Genomic DNA, 13,460 nt, shown 5'->3' on the forward strand with positions numbered 1-13,460 from the left:
GCCACCAGCCCTCGGTGATCCAGCCGGCCTTGGCGCGATAGCCGATGCCGACGCCCACCAGATTTTGCGTTTCGTTGGGGATGTTGGAGACGAAGGTGATTGTGGCGCCGAACTCGCCCATCGCCTTGGCGAAGGACAGGATCGCACCGGCGATCAGGCCGGGCAGGATCAGCGGTAGGGTGATGGTGGCGAACACCCAGAGCGGATTGGCGCCGAGCGTGCCGGCCGCCGCCTCGATTCTGCGGTCGACAGCCTCGATCGACAGCCGGATCGCCCGCACCATCAACGGAAAGCCCATGACCACGCAGGCCAATGCCGCGCCCGTCCACCGGAACGAAAAGACGATGCCGAAATGCTCGGCAAGAAAGGCGCCGGCCGGCCCACGCCGGCCGAAGGTCAGCAAGAGGAGATAGCCGGTCACCACCGGCGGCAAGATCAGCGGCAGATGCACCAGCCCGTTGAGCAGGGTCTTGCCCCAGAAACGCCCCCGCGCGAGCAAGAGCGCTATCAGGATGCCCGGCGGCAGGCTGGCGATCATCGCCACCGTCGCCACCTTGATCGACAGCCGGACCGCATTCCATTCGTCGGGAGTGAGGTCCAGCAGCCAATTCATGGTAGCGTTTGCGCGGTCTTTCTCAGTTGCTCGGCGCGAGCACCGTGAAACCCTGCTCCTTGAAGAGCGCGGCGGCCTTGGCCGACTCGACGCATTTCAGGAAAGCGACCGTATCCTTGTCCTTCGAATCCGCGGTCTGGGCAATCGGGTAGATGATCGGCGGATGCGAATCTTCCGGGAAGGTGCTGACAACCTTGACGCCCTTCTCGGCATGCGCGTCGGTGGCGTAAACGATGCCCAGCGCCGCCTCGCCCGTCGACACCAGCTTCAGCGCCGCGCGCACATTCTCGGCCTGCGCGACCTTGCCCTCGACCGACGACCATACGCCGAGCGATTCCAGCGCCGCCTTGCCGTATTTGCCCGCGGGCACGGCCTTGAAATCGCCCATGGCAAGCTTGCCGTCACCGATCAGCCTGACGAGGTCGAAGCCCTTCTCGACCTTGGTCTCGACCGTGGAATCCTTCGGCGCCACCAGCACGATCTGGTTGCCGAGCAGCTTCACTTCGGTATCCGGCTTGGTCAGCTTCTTGTCGGAGAGGTATTTCATCCAGTCGAGATCGGCCGAGACGAAGATATCGGCCGGCGCGCCGCCTTCGATCTGCTTGGCGAGCGCCGAGCTCGCCGCGTAGGAAATGGTGGCGGCCTCGCCGACTTCCGGCTCGCAGGCCTTGTTGACGGCGTCGAGCGCGTCCTTGAGGCTCGCCGCGGCAAACACGACCACCTTGTCGTCGGCATGGGCAGCCGGAACCGCCGCCATCAGCATTGCCGTGAGACCTCCAATAGCGATCGCCTTCAACCCAAAACCCTTGCCCGTCATGGAGTCTCTCCCTGGTTTCAAAATCCGTACGGCCCAAAGCCTCGGACCGATATATCCGTATGAACATAACAAGGAAAGGCTTTTCACCTGTCGCGGCATTGTGCGCGGTCGTGGTCTCAGCCTACGATGAATGGAAACGAAACGGTGAATCTCAAAAGGAAAGACGCATGAAGATCAGCGCCCGCAACATCCTCAAGGGTAAGGTCACCGAGATCGTCAAGGGAGCCACCACCTCGCATGTCAGGATCGATATCGGCGGCGGCGTCATCGTCACCTCCTCGATCACCAACGAAGCGATCACCGACCTTGCGCTCGAGAAAGGCAAGCAGGCCTATGCGGTGATCAAGGCCTCGGACGTCATGGTCGGCATCGACTGATGCCGCAAGTCTAGTGCGGCGCCAGAGGTGTGTTGAGATTCAGGTCAGACCGAGTCGAAAACGGTGACTTCCGAGAACCGGAGCGGAGCGTACTTGAAGTACGTGAGCACCGGAAGCGCAGGAAGCCGCCGTTTGCAGGCCGGGCTCACCTGAATATCAACATACCTCATACGGCGATAGGCGCCTTGATGCTCGCATCCGCGAAATAATTCTCGAGCCGGAAATCCTCGAAGCGGAAGGCGAAGAGGTCCTTCACCTCCGGATTGATCCACATTGTCGGCAAGGCCTTGGGCGTACGCCGCATCTGCTCGCGCGCCTGCTCGAAATGGTTCGAATAAAGATGCGCGTCGCCGAGCGTGTGGACGAAGTCGCCGGGCTTCAGCCCGGTCACCTGCGCCACCATCATGGTGAGCAAGGCATAGGAAGCGATGTTGAACGGCACGCCGAGGAAGATATCGGCCGAGCGCTGGTAAAGCTGGCAGGAGAGCCGGCCTTCCGAGACATAGAACTGGAACAGGCAATGGCAGGGCGGCAGCGCCATCGCCTCGACTTCGGCTGGGTTCCAGGCCGAGACGATCAGCCGGCGTGAATTAGGATTCTTGCGTATCTCTTTCAAAAGATTCGCGATCTGGTCGATCTCGCCGCCATGCCCGTCCGGCCATGAGCGCCACTGCTTGCCATAGACCGGTCCGAGATCGCCGTTCTCGTCCGCCCATTCGTCCCAGATGGTGACGCCATGGTCGTTGAGATATTTGATGTTGGTGTCGCCTGCCAGGAACCACAAAAGCTCGTGGATGATCGACTTCAGATGCAGCTTCTTGGTGGTCGTGACCGGGAAGCCGCGCGAAAGGTCGAAGCGCATCTGGTAGCCGAACACCCCACGCGTGCCGGTACCGGTGCGGTCGCCGCGGTCGGCGCCGTTCTCCAGCACGTGCTTCAACAGGTCGAGATATTGGCGCATCGGCTCCGCCTCGATTCGGGCTTACAGCCAATCATAGCCGACTGACAGCCCGTCGAACACCGCAAAGCAGGCTGCGGATGTGGATCGCGCCAAAAGTTTACGGTGCCGGCACGGTTACGTGCCGGCCGCCGGATGGCAGTGCCTCAGAGCGAGCCGAGTTTGCCGAGATCCTTCGCGACCAGATAATAGAAGGTCACGCGGCTTTTGGTGTTGTCGGCATGCATCGCCTTGCAGGTCTTCTCGATCGATGCGTTGGCCTTTGCGGCATCCGCGATGCCGAGCTTCTTGCCGATCCAGTTCTCCCGCACGCGGTCGAGTTCCTTCGGGTCGGTGCAGGACACCAGCGAGGAATCGCGGTTCCTGAGCGCAATGCCCAGATGCTTGACGATCTTATCGACCGTATCGGCGCTGGCGCCGGCATCGTATTTCTTCACATCCGCAAGATAGTCGGCCATCAAACTTCCCCTCGTCGGCGCCACCGATCCGATCGGTGAGGGTTGTGGCGCGCTACGCAACCTGTGCGCTAAGTCAGAGACTCCTCACCGGGAGCGAGATTTGATTGACTGGGCGCGCAAGTCAACCCTTGGCTGCACAGTTTGGCATAGCCGGATAAGCGCCGGTTTGGCCTTTCTTTTTCCGTTATCGGTCCCTATATTCGCTTCGTCGGCTTGATCGACTATGGCGATAAACAGGCGATGAAATAAGCCGTTCGGACCCGGGGGCGGTACCCGGCGCCTCCACCAAAAACCGCTCTCCTAAATGGGAGCGGCTTTTGCTGGGGGCGAAATAGGATCGACGAAGGTGTAAAGATCGTACTTTTGCCCGGCATTGTACCACCGTCATCGGGCTAAACTTATAGTTGCCAACGACAACTATGCGGAAGCTCGTCTCGCTGCTTAATGCGGCGCGAACGCTTCAAATCAAGTCCTAGCGGTTCGCACTTCTAGGCGGGGTTCGGAGGTACCTGGCAACAGAAACCTCCACCTTCCCCCTCTTTGCTTCTTCCCAGACCAACCGCACGGCCAAGGCTCGTCCGGCGCTCGATGCGCGGCGTGCAGCCTTGCCGTCCATCATCCATGGACAGCGATGCAAAACGATTGCGACCGATTCTTCGTGCTGACCGGCGGTCCAGGTTCCGGCAAGACCACCTTGATCGAGGCGCTGCGGGCCCAGGGCTTCGCGACAGCCCCCGAAGCCGGACGCGGCATCATCCGCGACCAGATGGCCATCGACGGCCCTGCCCTTCCCTGGCGGGACCGCACGCTTTTTGCCGAGCTGATGCTGTCGTGGGAGCTGCGCTCCTGGCACGCCGCGCGTGCCAAACCGCCCGGCCCAATCTTCTTCGACCGCGGCGCGCCCGACACGATCGGCTATCTCAGGCTCTGCGGCCTGCCGGTGCCCGACCACGTCGCAAGCGCTGCGCGGAAATTCCGCTACGCGCGCCGTGTCTTCGTCGCGCCGCCCTGGCCGGAGATCTTCACCCAGGACGAGGAGCGCAAGCAGACGCTCGACGAGGCCGGGCGCACATTCCGCTCGGTGACCGGCGTCTATGCGGAGCTCGGTTACGAACTGGTGCCGTTGCCTCTCGCCCCGGTCGAGGAACGGGTGCGCTTCGTCCTCGATCGGAGTGCGGTCTGAGCGGCCTTGCGGCCGCTCACGGCACCGTCTCCACCCTGCCGCTCCCGCTGACATGCGAGCTGATCTTCGGGTTGCCATGGACCTTCACATTGCCGCTGCCCGACACGCGGATGTCGGCCTGGTCCTGCGGAGCGACATCGGCGTCGCCGCTGCCGCTGATCTGGATACTGGCGGTCTTGGCCGCGAGCTTGCCAAAGTCGCCCGAGCCCGAGCCCGAGATACGCAAGGAGAGATCCTGGACGCTGCCGCTGGCGCGCACGTCGCCGCTGCCGCTGATACGCAGGTCCAGCGCCTCCTGGGCAAGAGCGGAAAGCTCGAGCCTGCCGCTGCCGCTCAACCTCCATTTGGGCACGGCGGGACCGGTAAGCTGGACGCTGACCGGCAGGTCGTCACAATCGAAGCCGTCGTCGAAGGCCAGCACATTGCCGGAGAGGCGAACATGCGAAACCGCCTCGGGATCGCCGCTGACGATAGCCTGGGACGGCGTGCCCGGCTGATAGGTGACCGTCGCCGGAAGCGCGATCTGGAACTCGCTGCCGACCGGCTCCCAGGCCAGCGTGACCGATCCCGGCTTGGTTGCATCGCCGGAACTGGGGCAGCTGGACACAAAATTCCACCATCGGCCGCCTCGCCAGTCGTTGCCGGCGATCGAATGCGCCAGCGACAGACAAACCACGGCCACGGCGATGGACAGCACGGCTGTCCAGGCAAGCGTCTTGTTCATGTTGCACCTGTTCTCTCTGTGTGGCGGCGCGCCACAGGATGATTCAAGGCTGGGATGGTTTGACCAGCCGGTAGTGCAGTCGCGCATAGTCCCCCAGGAGCTTGACCCCGATGTTGAGGCCCAACAGCAGCAGCGAGCCGAGGCCGATGCTGGCGGCGGCAAGGCCGACGGCCGCCAGCAGCCGCGCGAACGCCATGCTCCACGACGCGAAATGCCAGAACGGCACGACGCTCAACAGCAGCCCGACGCTCGCGACCCCCAGCGCCAGCGCGGCAATGCCGATGCCGAGCGCAACGCAGCAGAAGACGATGAGGACCGGCAGCAGCAGCAAGATGTCGAAGGCCGCGAGACCGGTCAGCGCAAGCAGCGCGGCAACGATGCCGGCCGGGCCACGATCATGCTCCCAGCGGCGGATCCCGGCTTCCGCCCGCAACTCCCGCCCGAGCCGCGCCGGGTCGCCAAGCGCCTGGGCGACATCCTCTTCGCTGCGCCCGGAAGCCCGCGCCTCGTCGAAATGGGCAGCGTAGTCGGCGACGATTTCGTCGACTTCGGCCGAAGGCAGTCCGGCCAGGCTGGCGCGCAGGGAAACAAGGAACGAATCGCGGCTCATTGCATCTCTCCAAGGAACAGGTCGACGGCATCGACAAAGCTCCGCCATTCCTGGCTGCGCGCTTCGTAGGCGGCCCTGCCGGCCGGGGTGAGCCGGTAGTATTTGCGAGGGGGCCCGCTCGTCGATTCGACCAGCCACGTCTCGACGAGCCCGTCGCTCTGCATGCGCCGCATCAGCGGATAGATCGTCCCTTCCCCCATGCCGACACGCTCGGCAAGCGTGCTGGCGATCTCATAGGCGTAGCTTTCGCGTCGGGCGAGCAAGGCGAGCACACACAATTCGAGCGCCCCCTTCTTCAGCTGGACGTCATTTGGATCGGTCAATGGTCACTCCCGCCGTCTCCAGTACGATATATAGGCAGGTATCTTTTATTACAAGGTACCAACTTAAAAGTGATAGCGGCGTGTGACAGCAGCCAAGCCGATTAGGCGCGGCGGGTTCTCAAACGGACATTACCGATGGAGGGCCGACCGCGAACGAAGGCGTGGAAAGGACTGGGGTTTGCCAGTGGTGAAGAGCCTGAAACGAAAAAAGGCCAGGCAAGCCCGGCCTTTCCTGTCTTGTCTGCTATTGCCTATTCGGCCGGCGCTTCGACCGCTTCGCGTGCGCGGCCGAGCGTCAGCTTGGCCAGCGCGAAGGAGATCACCGCGCAGAGCGTGATGCCGGCCACCATCGGCAGCGGCGTGCCGTCGAAGAAGATGCCGGCAACGCCCATCGCCAGCGCGCCGATGGCGAAATGCAGCGTGCCCATCAGCGCCGAGGCCGTGCCGGCGATCTCGCCATGCTCTTCCATCGCCAGCACCGAGGTGGTCGGGATGACCAGGCCAAGGAAGCCGTAGCCGACGAAGAGCAGTGCGGCCATCACGTCGAGCCGGTCGACGCCCGAGGCCATGATGGCGAACAGCGCCACCATGACCGTGGCATAGCCGGTGACCGCCACCCAGACGACGCGCTTCAAGCCAAAGCGGTCGGCGAGCATCCCGGTCAGCTGCGACATGCCGATGAAGGCGACAGCGTTGATCGAGAAGAACACGCTGTAGACCGAGGGCGACAGGCCGTAGTGGTCGATCAGGATGAAGGACGAGCTCGACAGATAGACGAAGAAGCTCGCAATGCCGAAGCCCGCGATCGCCACAAGGCCGAGGAAGTTGCGGTCGCCCATCAGGTAGCGGTAGCCGGCAAGCGCCGTGCCGAAGGACGAGCCGGCGCGCTCCTCGACCGGGCGGGTTTCCTTGAGCGAGGTGGCGAGCAGGATCGTTGCAAGCGCCGCCGCGCCCGTCACCGTCCAGAACACGGCGCGCCAACCAAAACTCTCGATGATCTGGCTGCCGGTCAGCGGCGCCAGGATCGGCGACACCGAGAACACCAGCATCAGAAGCGACATCAGCTTGGCGGCCTCGTTGCCGGTATGCAGGTCGCGCACGATGGCGCGCGGCACCGCCATGCCGGCACTGGCGCCGAGGCCTTGCAGGAAGCGGAAGGCGATCAGCCACTCGATGGTCGGCGCCATCGCCGAGCCGACGCCGCCGACCATGAACAGCGCGAGGCCGGCATAAAGCGGCGCCTTGCGGCCGACCATGTCGGAGATCGGGCCGACGACGATCTGCCCGAACCCCATCGACAGGAAGAAGATCAGAAGGCTCATCTGCACGGCGGCCGTGCCGGCATGCAGATCCTGGCCGATCGAAGGCAGCGCGGGCAGATACATATCGATCGCAAATGGGCCGATCGCGGACAACAAGCCGAGCACGACCGCGATGCGGAGGAATTTAGGACTCATGATAAGGCTCTTTTCGGATCTGGTTGTCGCCGCAAATACCGGCGTCTGAACCCAGGACGTTCCATCCCGTGGGAAATCCTACAGTCCAGAGCGAATTCATTCGCCTGTCAGGGCGAACATATTCGTCTCTCCAGCGGGATTCCCCTTTGTTGTGTCCACAAATTTAGACAGGCTTGTCCAATTCGTCAATCACCGCTATATAGATTTTCATGAAGCACGGCGTTTCTCCTGACACTTTCCCGCCACGCAGCCATGAGGCCAAGCGCGTGTCGGTGGTGGATGCAGCCGCTTCCGTCTTCTGCCGCGAAGGTTATGCCGGCGCCAATATCGACCTGATCGCGGCCGAGGCCGGCGTCTCGCGCCAGACCGTCTACAACCATCACGGCGATAAGGAAAAGCTTTTCGTCGCCGTCGTGCGCGACCTGACGGAGCGCTGCAATGCCGGCATCTTCGCCACCATCGCCAGTTTCCCCGACCAGCCCACGGACCTGGAAGCTGATCTCATCGCCTTTGCCGTGCGCATGAACCGCAACTGCATCTGCAACCGCGACGGCCGTTTCCTGCGCAAGCTGATCCAGGCCGAAGGCGAGCGTTATCCGGAACTGTTTGCCGAATGGCGCCAACAGGGCCCGAGCCGCACCTGGTCGGCGCTTGCCGCGCGCTTCGCCCGGCTTGCCTTCGCCGGGCATCTGTCGATCGGCGATCCCGACGTCGCGGCACGTCAGTTCCTCGCCCTCGTCAACGCCGAGCTTCAGATCACTTTCATGCTGGGCGGCATGCCGACCGAGGAAGAGGTGCTGCGCTCCGCCACCAACGGCGTGCGGACCTTTCTCGGCGCCTTCGCCGGGAAGAAGTCGCCAGCCGGCAAACAGGCAGCGCTCGTTCACGCCTGAGCGATCAAATCGCCGGCACCCCCCTTGGCCTCACGCCTTTGCGCCTATATGCGGTTTACGCCGCGCCCAAGCTTGATTACAGCTATGCGGACGATTCAACGGAACCCGACCATCAGATGGCCGACGACCACATCCGTTACGATATTCTGGCCCAGGAGGCTCTGCGCGGCGTGATGCGCAAGGTCCTGGCCGAGGTCGCGCGCACCGGCCTTCCGGGCAATCATCATTTCTTCATCACCTTCCTGACCGGCGCGCCCGGCGTGCGCATCTCGTCCAGGCTGCGCGAGCGCTATCCCGAGCAGATGACCATCGTCATCCAGTTTCAGTATTGGGACCTCAAGGTGACGGATGCCGGCTTCGAGGTCGGGCTTTCCTTCTCCGACGTGCCGGAGAAGCTGGAGATCCCCTTCTCCGCCGTGCGCGGCTTCTACGATCCATCGGTCAATTTCGAGCTCGAATTCGACGTCAAGACGGAGAGCGCCGAAGACGAGGCCGCCGCTCCGGCGCCCGAGCCGATCGCGGTCGTCCCCGAGAAGAAGGCGGAAACGAAGAAGAAGGCCGCCGAGGCCGAAAAGAAGCCAGCGGTCGCCGAGACAGGCGGCAAGGGCGCCGACGTCGTTTCGCTCGACGCCTTCCGCAAGAAGTAGCCCGGCGCCATGGGCGAGGTCGTCAATCTCCGCCAGGCCCGCAAGCAGAAAGCGCGCATCGAGAAAGAACGCCAGGCCGGCGAGAACCGGGCGCTGCACGGCCGATCGAAGACGGAACGCGAGCGTGACCGGCTGGCCTCGGAAAAGGCCGAGAAATTCGTGGTCGGCCATCGCCGGGAAAAGCCCGACGACCCCGGCAAGCGCTGAGTCCGACAATGGCCGCGGTCGAAAAACGTTCGGTAACGATCCGCGGTCACCGCACCAGCTTTTCCCTGGAACAGCCTTTTTATGACGACCTCATCGCCATCGCCGCGCAACGGTCGCTGTCGCTCGCGGCCCTGGTCGCGGAGATCGACGAGACGCGTACCCGCGACGCCAACCTGTCATCCGCGCTGAGGCTCTATGTGCTGGCCTGGGCGAAACGCGGCGGCAACGCGACCTAGAGCGTTTCACCGTTTCACCGAAACGGCGAACCGCTCTATCTTCTTGTTTTGAAGCAATTCCGGACGGAAAACCGCTCACATTTTTCCTGGAATTGCTCTAGGCCGCGCTGTCGCTGACGCCTTTTTGCGCCTTGCGCTTTGCGCCAAAGCTGAGCAAGGCGGTGCGGTCCCGCTCCTCCGCCTGCTTTTTCGACCGCACCCGCATCATGTCTTTCCAGCCGATATAACCGATGAGCCGTTCATCCTCGCGTGAGACCACCGGCAGGTGCGAGACATTGGCAAGCAGCAGCTTGTCGGAAAGCGCCTCCAGATATTCGTCCGGATAAGCGAGCGTGATCTTGCTGCCGGCGAGCAGTTCGCCGAGGGTCGCATTGCGGTGCTTGCCGTTACGACGCCAGCGCAGGATCGCCGGCGGATCGATGACGCCGAGCACATGCCCCGCTTCATTGATCACCGGAAAGCTCGGATGCCGCGTGTCCGGCGCGGTCAGGAACGTTGCCGCGCCATGCAGCGTCATCGTCGCCGGCACGCTCTCGACCTTGGTCGTCATCACTTCATTGACCCTGGTCAGGGCGAAAGGATCGACGCGGTATTCGCGCACGAGGTGATGCCCGCGCCGCGCCACTTTCTCGGTCAGGATCGAGCGCTTCATCAACAGCACGGTGACGGCGTGCGCGGTGGCGCAGGCCGCGATCAGCGGCACCAGCACATGCGTGTTGCCGGTGAGTTCGGTGGCGAAGAAAGTCGCGGTCAGCGGCGCGCGCATGGTGCCGCCCATGGTCGCCGCCATCGCCAGCAGCGGCCAGAAGCCGGGGCTCGCCTCGGGCAGGATGCCCGAAAGCACCGCTCCCATCGCGCCGCCCATGATGAGCAGCGGCGCCAACACGCCGCCCGAGGTTCCCGACCCCAGCGCGACCGCCCAGATGACGGCCTTCACCACCAGAAGCAGCAGCGCGGCGGTGGCGACCGTGCGGCCGTCGAGCATGTTGGCGATGTTGTCGTAGCCGACGCCAAGCGCGTGCGGCTCGATCAGCCCGCCGATGCCGACCACCAGGCCGCCGATCATCGGCCACCACATCCAGTGTATCGGCAGCTTCAGGAAGGCGTCCTCGCAGGCATAGACCAATTGCGTCAGCAGTCCCGAAAGCAGCCCGGCGGCGATGCCGACCAGCACCCAGCCGCCCAGCCCGGCGATCGATGAATCCATGGTCCCGGAGAACGGAAAGATCGGACTCGGCAGGTGCAGCAGGGTGCGCTCGACTTCCGCGACGATCGCGGCGACGGCGACAGGGATGAAGCTGCGCGGCGTCCACTCGAACAGGAGCAGCTCGACGGCAAGCATGATGGCGGCGATCGGCGTGCCGAACACCGTCGTCATGCCGGCCGCCGCGCCCGCCACCAGCAGCGTCTTGCGCTCATTGTCGCTGACCGGCAGCATCTGCGCGATCAGCGAGCCGATGGCGCCGCCGGTCATGATGATCGGGCCTTCGGCGCCGAACGGTCCGCCCGAGCCGATCGAGATCGCCGAAGACAGCGGCTTCAGCACCGCGACCTTGGCGTCGAGCCGCGAGCGTCCGAGAAGGATCGCTTCGATGGCCTCGGGAATGCCGTGGCCGCGGATCTTCTCGCTGCCGAAGCGCGCCATCAGGCCGATGATCAGCGCGCCGACCACCGGCACGATCACGGCGGCGAGCCCAAGCGGCGTATCCTCGAGCTTGAGGTCGGCCAGCGAGAACTGGCCGAAATAGGCGATGTTGGTGGCAAGCCTGATGAGCTTCAGGAGCACGATGCCGGCAAGGAGCCCGGCGGTCGCCACCACCACGGCGATGGCGGCGATGAGGAGCACGCGCGGATCGGTCGTGAAGTCGCGAAGATGGCCGTTGCCGGCGTGAGCGGATTTCATTTTGGGAGCCTGAACTTTCTGGCGGCGCGAAGGTCGTCCGGTTTCAGCTGGCCTCATATCGTAATACGATATAAATCTTCAAGTCGTTTCGAACGCTGCGCCGCGTCATTTTGCACAGGGATCGCGACGGCCTGTTGAGCTTTTGCGGGAAAGGACCATAAGTCGGGGAATGACGCCGCCGAAACCACGCCCCGCCATCAGCCAGGCCGACTACCAGCGGCTGTCGCAGTTCCGTTACCTGATCCGCCGCTTTCTCGAATTCAGCCAGGCCCAGGCGAATGAGGCGGGCCTCACGCCGCGCCAGCACCAGGCGTTGCTGGCGATCAAGGGATTTCCTAGCGGCGGACCGGTGGCTGTGGGCGATCTCGCCGAGCGGCTGCGCATCCGCCACCACAGCGCGGTGGAACTGGTGAACCGCCTTGCCGAGGCAGGCCTGGTCATTCGCGACCAGGACAAGAGCGATCACCGCCGTGTCTTGCTGCAGCTCACCTCTTTGGCCAACGACCACCTGGCCGACTTGTCGGCCGCGCATCTCGACGAGCTTTCGCGCATCGAGCCAGTGCTGCGGCGTCTGCTCCCGCGCCAGGAAGAGTCGTAGGCGCCAAGATATTCAACTAGGCCGTGAACTCATAAACGCCGGGGCCGGTTCTCGAGTGTCCGCTATCCGGTAGTCGCGAAGCGTCGGGTGGACTTCCGAAATGCGCCAATAACGGACACACTCCCAACCTGTTCAACCCTGCAGCATGCCGCATTTGCGACTATAGCATTCACAATGCAGGACGAACCTATCATCGGCACTGTCTCGCTCGTCCGGAGACGGCCGCTTCAACTTGAGGAATATTCGGTGAAAGAAACTACTCTTTCTTCCGCGCCTGACGCAAAATCACCGGCAGGGGCAGATATCCGTTTCATCATGGACGGCGCTACTGGGAATATGATCCACAGCACCGCGCCGCCCCGTCAGATTAATAGAGCAACGATTCACGCGACGGTCAGTGAGTTCTGGTACGTGTTGGAGGGAGCGGGAGAAATCTGGCGAAGGGACGAGACAGAAGAGCGTGTGACGGCGCTCGTGCCCGGAGTGTCTGTCGACATACAGTTGGCACCGCCTTTCAATACAGAAACGTCGGTGACACCCCCTTCAAGTTCATCTGCATCTCAATGCCTCGGTGGCCGGGGGATCACGAAGCGTCGCATCTGATTGGTGCGTGGGAGCCTTCCATCTGACTTAGAGATGCAGGTGACGTCGCTTTGGGTCATTTTGCGAATTAGGTGGGCGTTTCGTCCAATCTCCAAGGCATGCCACCTGCCAACGCAAACAGAACCGACCGGTCAAATCCCTGTGCTGGGGAACCAGGTCCGCCAAGCGTGTGACGTGAAGCTCAACCGCCGTCGAGCGACTTCAAAAGATTGTCGATCGTGAACGGATTGGCCTTCGGCTTCGCAGGTGCCGGGGTCGAACCGTCATTGACGCCGGGCAGCGATCCGTCGACCTTGCGCGTTTGCTCGGCCGCCTTGCGTGCTGCTTCCAGCTTCGCCTGCTCCGCCTTCTTGCGATCGGCTTCCGCCTGCGCCTTGGCCGCCTCGTCCGCGGCCCGCTGCTCGGCCTCGGCCTTCGCTTGTGCATCGGCCTTCGCCTTGGCATCCGCGTCGGCCTGCGCCTTGGCGTCGGCTTCCGCTTTCGCCCTCGCCTCTTCGTCGGCCTTGGCCTTTGCCTCGGCTTCCGCCTGTGCCTGCGCTTCAGCTTCGGCTTTCGCCTTGGCTTCCGCCTCGGCCTTCTGCCGCGCCTCTTCCTCTTGCCGGCGCAGCTCCTCGGCCGCGTTGTCGCGCTCCGTCTGCAGCGCCGCGTAGTAGCGCACCTCGCGCCGCAGCCGCTGCTTCTCGAGCAGTGCCGCCTGCATCGCCTCGACTCGCTGCTGTTCTTTTTCCAGCGCGCGCTGCGTCAGGAATTGCGCCAGCGGACCGCTGTCGAATTGGGGTGCGGTCGCCCCGAGCGGGCCGGCCAGGCTGAAATTGACGGCAGGTTCGGAGCCGACCAGCGCCTCGTCGCCGGG

Annotated in this window: 16 protein-coding genes, 1 other RNA gene and 1 pseudogene; 8 read left to right on the forward strand and 10 right to left on the reverse strand. The window is 63.5% G+C overall.

Going from position 1 to position 13,460, the window contains the following annotated elements; genetic code table 11:
- Positions 1–613: molybdate ABC transporter permease subunit (gene modB, locus FJ471_RS32085; protein ID WP_246684886.1), on the reverse strand; the 613-nt coding region annotated here is incomplete at its 3' end.
- A gap of 22 nt (positions 614–635) precedes the next feature.
- On the reverse strand, positions 636–1,430 hold the full coding sequence (gene modA, locus FJ471_RS32090; protein ID WP_140809535.1) for a molybdate ABC transporter substrate-binding protein: 795 nt from the start codon (positions 1,428–1,430) through the stop codon (positions 636–638).
- Between the two features lie 167 nt (positions 1,431–1,597).
- On the opposite strand from modA, the gene FJ471_RS32095 reads away from it, so the two are divergent.
- The gene (locus FJ471_RS32095) at positions 1,598–1,807 is read left to right on the forward strand and encodes a molybdopterin-binding protein (RefSeq protein WP_140809537.1); all 210 of its coding nucleotides are present in this window, start codon (positions 1,598–1,600) and stop codon (positions 1,805–1,807) included.
- 166 nt (positions 1,808–1,973) lie between these two features.
- Here FJ471_RS32095 and FJ471_RS32100 read toward each other — a convergent pair whose 3' ends face one another.
- Together FJ471_RS32100 and FJ471_RS32105 are read right to left on the reverse strand one after the other, a co-directional pair.
- Positions 1,974–2,768 (reverse strand): thymidylate synthase, encoded by a 795-nt coding sequence (locus FJ471_RS32100; RefSeq protein WP_140809539.1) that lies wholly within the window; start codon positions 2,766–2,768, stop codon positions 1,974–1,976.
- 143 nt (positions 2,769–2,911) lie between these two features.
- Positions 2,912–3,223 (reverse strand): DUF2853 family protein, encoded by a 312-nt coding sequence (locus tag FJ471_RS32105; RefSeq protein ID WP_140809541.1) that lies wholly within the window; start codon positions 3,221–3,223, stop codon positions 2,912–2,914.
- 168 nt (positions 3,224–3,391) lie between these two features.
- Between FJ471_RS32105 and ssrA the strand changes: the two genes are divergently transcribed.
- Positions 3,392–3,753, forward strand: a transfer-messenger RNA (tmRNA) gene (ssrA, locus tag FJ471_RS32110).
- A 101-nt stretch (positions 3,754–3,854) separates the two neighbouring features.
- Positions 3,855–4,406 carry an AAA family ATPase gene (locus tag FJ471_RS32115; RefSeq protein WP_140809543.1) on the forward strand — a complete coding sequence of 184 codons (552 nt, stop codon included), beginning with the start codon at positions 3,855–3,857 and terminating at the stop codon, positions 4,404–4,406.
- 16 nt (positions 4,407–4,422) lie between these two features.
- Here FJ471_RS32115 and FJ471_RS32120 read toward each other — a convergent pair whose 3' ends face one another.
- From FJ471_RS32120 to FJ471_RS32135, 4 genes are all read right to left on the reverse strand, one after another.
- Complete coding sequence (locus tag FJ471_RS32120; protein ID WP_181179886.1) at positions 4,423–5,130, reverse strand: DUF2807 domain-containing protein; 708 nt, start codon at positions 5,128–5,130, stop codon at positions 4,423–4,425.
- A 43-nt stretch (positions 5,131–5,173) separates the two neighbouring features.
- On the reverse strand, positions 5,174–5,740 hold the full coding sequence (locus FJ471_RS32125; protein WP_140809547.1) for a DUF1700 domain-containing protein: 567 nt from the start codon (positions 5,738–5,740) through the stop codon (positions 5,174–5,176).
- Positions 5,737–6,063, reverse strand: coding sequence for a PadR family transcriptional regulator (locus FJ471_RS32130; RefSeq protein ID WP_140809549.1), 327 nt, complete (start codon positions 6,061–6,063; stop codon positions 5,737–5,739). Before FJ471_RS32130 ends, FJ471_RS32125 begins: the two co-directional genes overlap by 4 nt.
- 251 nt (positions 6,064–6,314) lie before the next feature.
- Positions 6,315–7,520 carry a multidrug effflux MFS transporter gene (locus tag FJ471_RS32135; protein ID WP_140809551.1) on the reverse strand — a complete coding sequence of 402 codons (1,206 nt, stop codon included), beginning with the start codon at positions 7,518–7,520 and terminating at the stop codon, positions 6,315–6,317.
- A 209-nt stretch (positions 7,521–7,729) separates the two neighbouring features.
- Here FJ471_RS32135 and FJ471_RS32140 point away from each other — a divergent pair, with 209 nt between their 5' ends.
- The 4 genes from FJ471_RS32140 to FJ471_RS32155 all read left to right on the forward strand — a co-directional run bounded on the left by FJ471_RS32140 (position 7,730) and on the right by FJ471_RS32155 (position 9,503).
- Positions 7,730–8,413: a TetR/AcrR family transcriptional regulator gene (locus FJ471_RS32140; RefSeq protein WP_140809554.1), complete on the forward strand. Its 684-nt coding sequence runs from the start codon at positions 7,730–7,732 to the stop codon at positions 8,411–8,413.
- 116 nt (positions 8,414–8,529) lie between these two features.
- Complete coding sequence (locus FJ471_RS32145) at positions 8,530–9,060, forward strand: SspB family protein (RefSeq protein WP_140809555.1); 531 nt, start codon at positions 8,530–8,532, stop codon at positions 9,058–9,060.
- A gap of 9 nt (positions 9,061–9,069) precedes the next feature.
- Entirely contained in the window at positions 9,070–9,267 is a 198-nt protein-coding gene (locus FJ471_RS32150) for a DUF4169 family protein (RefSeq protein WP_140809557.1), read from the forward strand.
- Between the two features lie 8 nt (positions 9,268–9,275).
- Entirely contained in the window at positions 9,276–9,503 is a 228-nt protein-coding gene (locus tag FJ471_RS32155) for a ribbon-helix-helix domain-containing protein (protein WP_140809561.1), read from the forward strand.
- Between the two features lie 97 nt (positions 9,504–9,600).
- Here the strand turns inward: FJ471_RS32155 and FJ471_RS32160 are convergent, their stop codons facing one another.
- Entirely contained in the window at positions 9,601–11,406 is a 1,806-nt protein-coding gene (locus tag FJ471_RS32160; protein WP_140809563.1) for a chloride channel protein, read from the reverse strand.
- Between the two features lie 169 nt (positions 11,407–11,575).
- Between FJ471_RS32160 and FJ471_RS32165 the strand changes: the two genes are divergently transcribed.
- Positions 11,576–12,004 carry a helix-turn-helix domain-containing protein gene (locus FJ471_RS32165; protein WP_140809565.1) on the forward strand — a complete coding sequence of 143 codons (429 nt, stop codon included), beginning with the start codon at positions 11,576–11,578 and terminating at the stop codon, positions 12,002–12,004.
- A 784-nt stretch (positions 12,005–12,788) separates the two neighbouring features.
- On the opposite strand, the pseudogene FJ471_RS32175 reads toward FJ471_RS32165, so the two are convergent.
- Positions 12,789–13,460: pseudogene (locus FJ471_RS32175) on the reverse strand (AsmA protein); the annotation flags it as partial.

Source organism: Mesorhizobium sp. B2-7-1 (assembly GCF_006440735.1).
Lineage (GTDB): Bacteria > Pseudomonadota > Alphaproteobacteria > Rhizobiales > Rhizobiaceae > Mesorhizobium.

Excerpts from the sequence above, each read along its gene's own strand:
- FJ471_RS32105 (WP_140809541.1), bottom strand. The coding sequence starts at position 3,223 with ATGGCCGACTATCTTGCGGATGTGAAGAAATACGATGCCGGCGCCAGC.
- FJ471_RS32135 (WP_140809551.1), bottom strand. The coding sequence starts at position 7,520 with ATGAGTCCTAAATTCCTCCGCATCGCGGTCGTGCTCGGCTTGTTGTCC.
- FJ471_RS32140 (WP_140809554.1), top strand. The coding sequence starts at position 7,730 with ATGAAGCACGGCGTTTCTCCTGACACTTTCCCGCCACGCAGCCATGAG.
- FJ471_RS32095 (WP_140809537.1), top strand. The coding sequence starts at position 1,598 with ATGAAGATCAGCGCCCGCAACATCCTCAAGGGTAAGGTCACCGAGATC.
- FJ471_RS32145 (WP_140809555.1), top strand. The coding sequence starts at position 8,530 with ATGGCCGACGACCACATCCGTTACGATATTCTGGCCCAGGAGGCTCTG.
- FJ471_RS32120 (WP_181179886.1), bottom strand. The coding sequence starts at position 5,130 with ATGAACAAGACGCTTGCCTGGACAGCCGTGCTGTCCATCGCCGTGGCC.
- FJ471_RS32100 (WP_140809539.1), bottom strand. The coding sequence starts at position 2,768 with ATGCGCCAATATCTCGACCTGTTGAAGCACGTGCTGGAGAACGGCGCC.
- FJ471_RS32150 (WP_140809557.1), top strand. The coding sequence starts at position 9,070 with ATGGGCGAGGTCGTCAATCTCCGCCAGGCCCGCAAGCAGAAAGCGCGC.
- modA (WP_140809535.1), bottom strand. The coding sequence starts at position 1,430 with ATGACGGGCAAGGGTTTTGGGTTGAAGGCGATCGCTATTGGAGGTCTC.
- FJ471_RS32115 (WP_140809543.1), top strand. The coding sequence starts at position 3,855 with ATGCAAAACGATTGCGACCGATTCTTCGTGCTGACCGGCGGTCCAGGT.
- FJ471_RS32160 (WP_140809563.1), bottom strand. The coding sequence starts at position 11,406 with ATGAAATCCGCTCACGCCGGCAACGGCCATCTTCGCGACTTCACGACC.
- FJ471_RS32125 (WP_140809547.1), bottom strand. The coding sequence starts at position 5,740 with ATGAGCCGCGATTCGTTCCTTGTTTCCCTGCGCGCCAGCCTGGCCGGA.
- FJ471_RS32165 (WP_140809565.1), top strand. The coding sequence starts at position 11,576 with ATGACGCCGCCGAAACCACGCCCCGCCATCAGCCAGGCCGACTACCAG.
- FJ471_RS32155 (WP_140809561.1), top strand. The coding sequence starts at position 9,276 with ATGGCCGCGGTCGAAAAACGTTCGGTAACGATCCGCGGTCACCGCACC.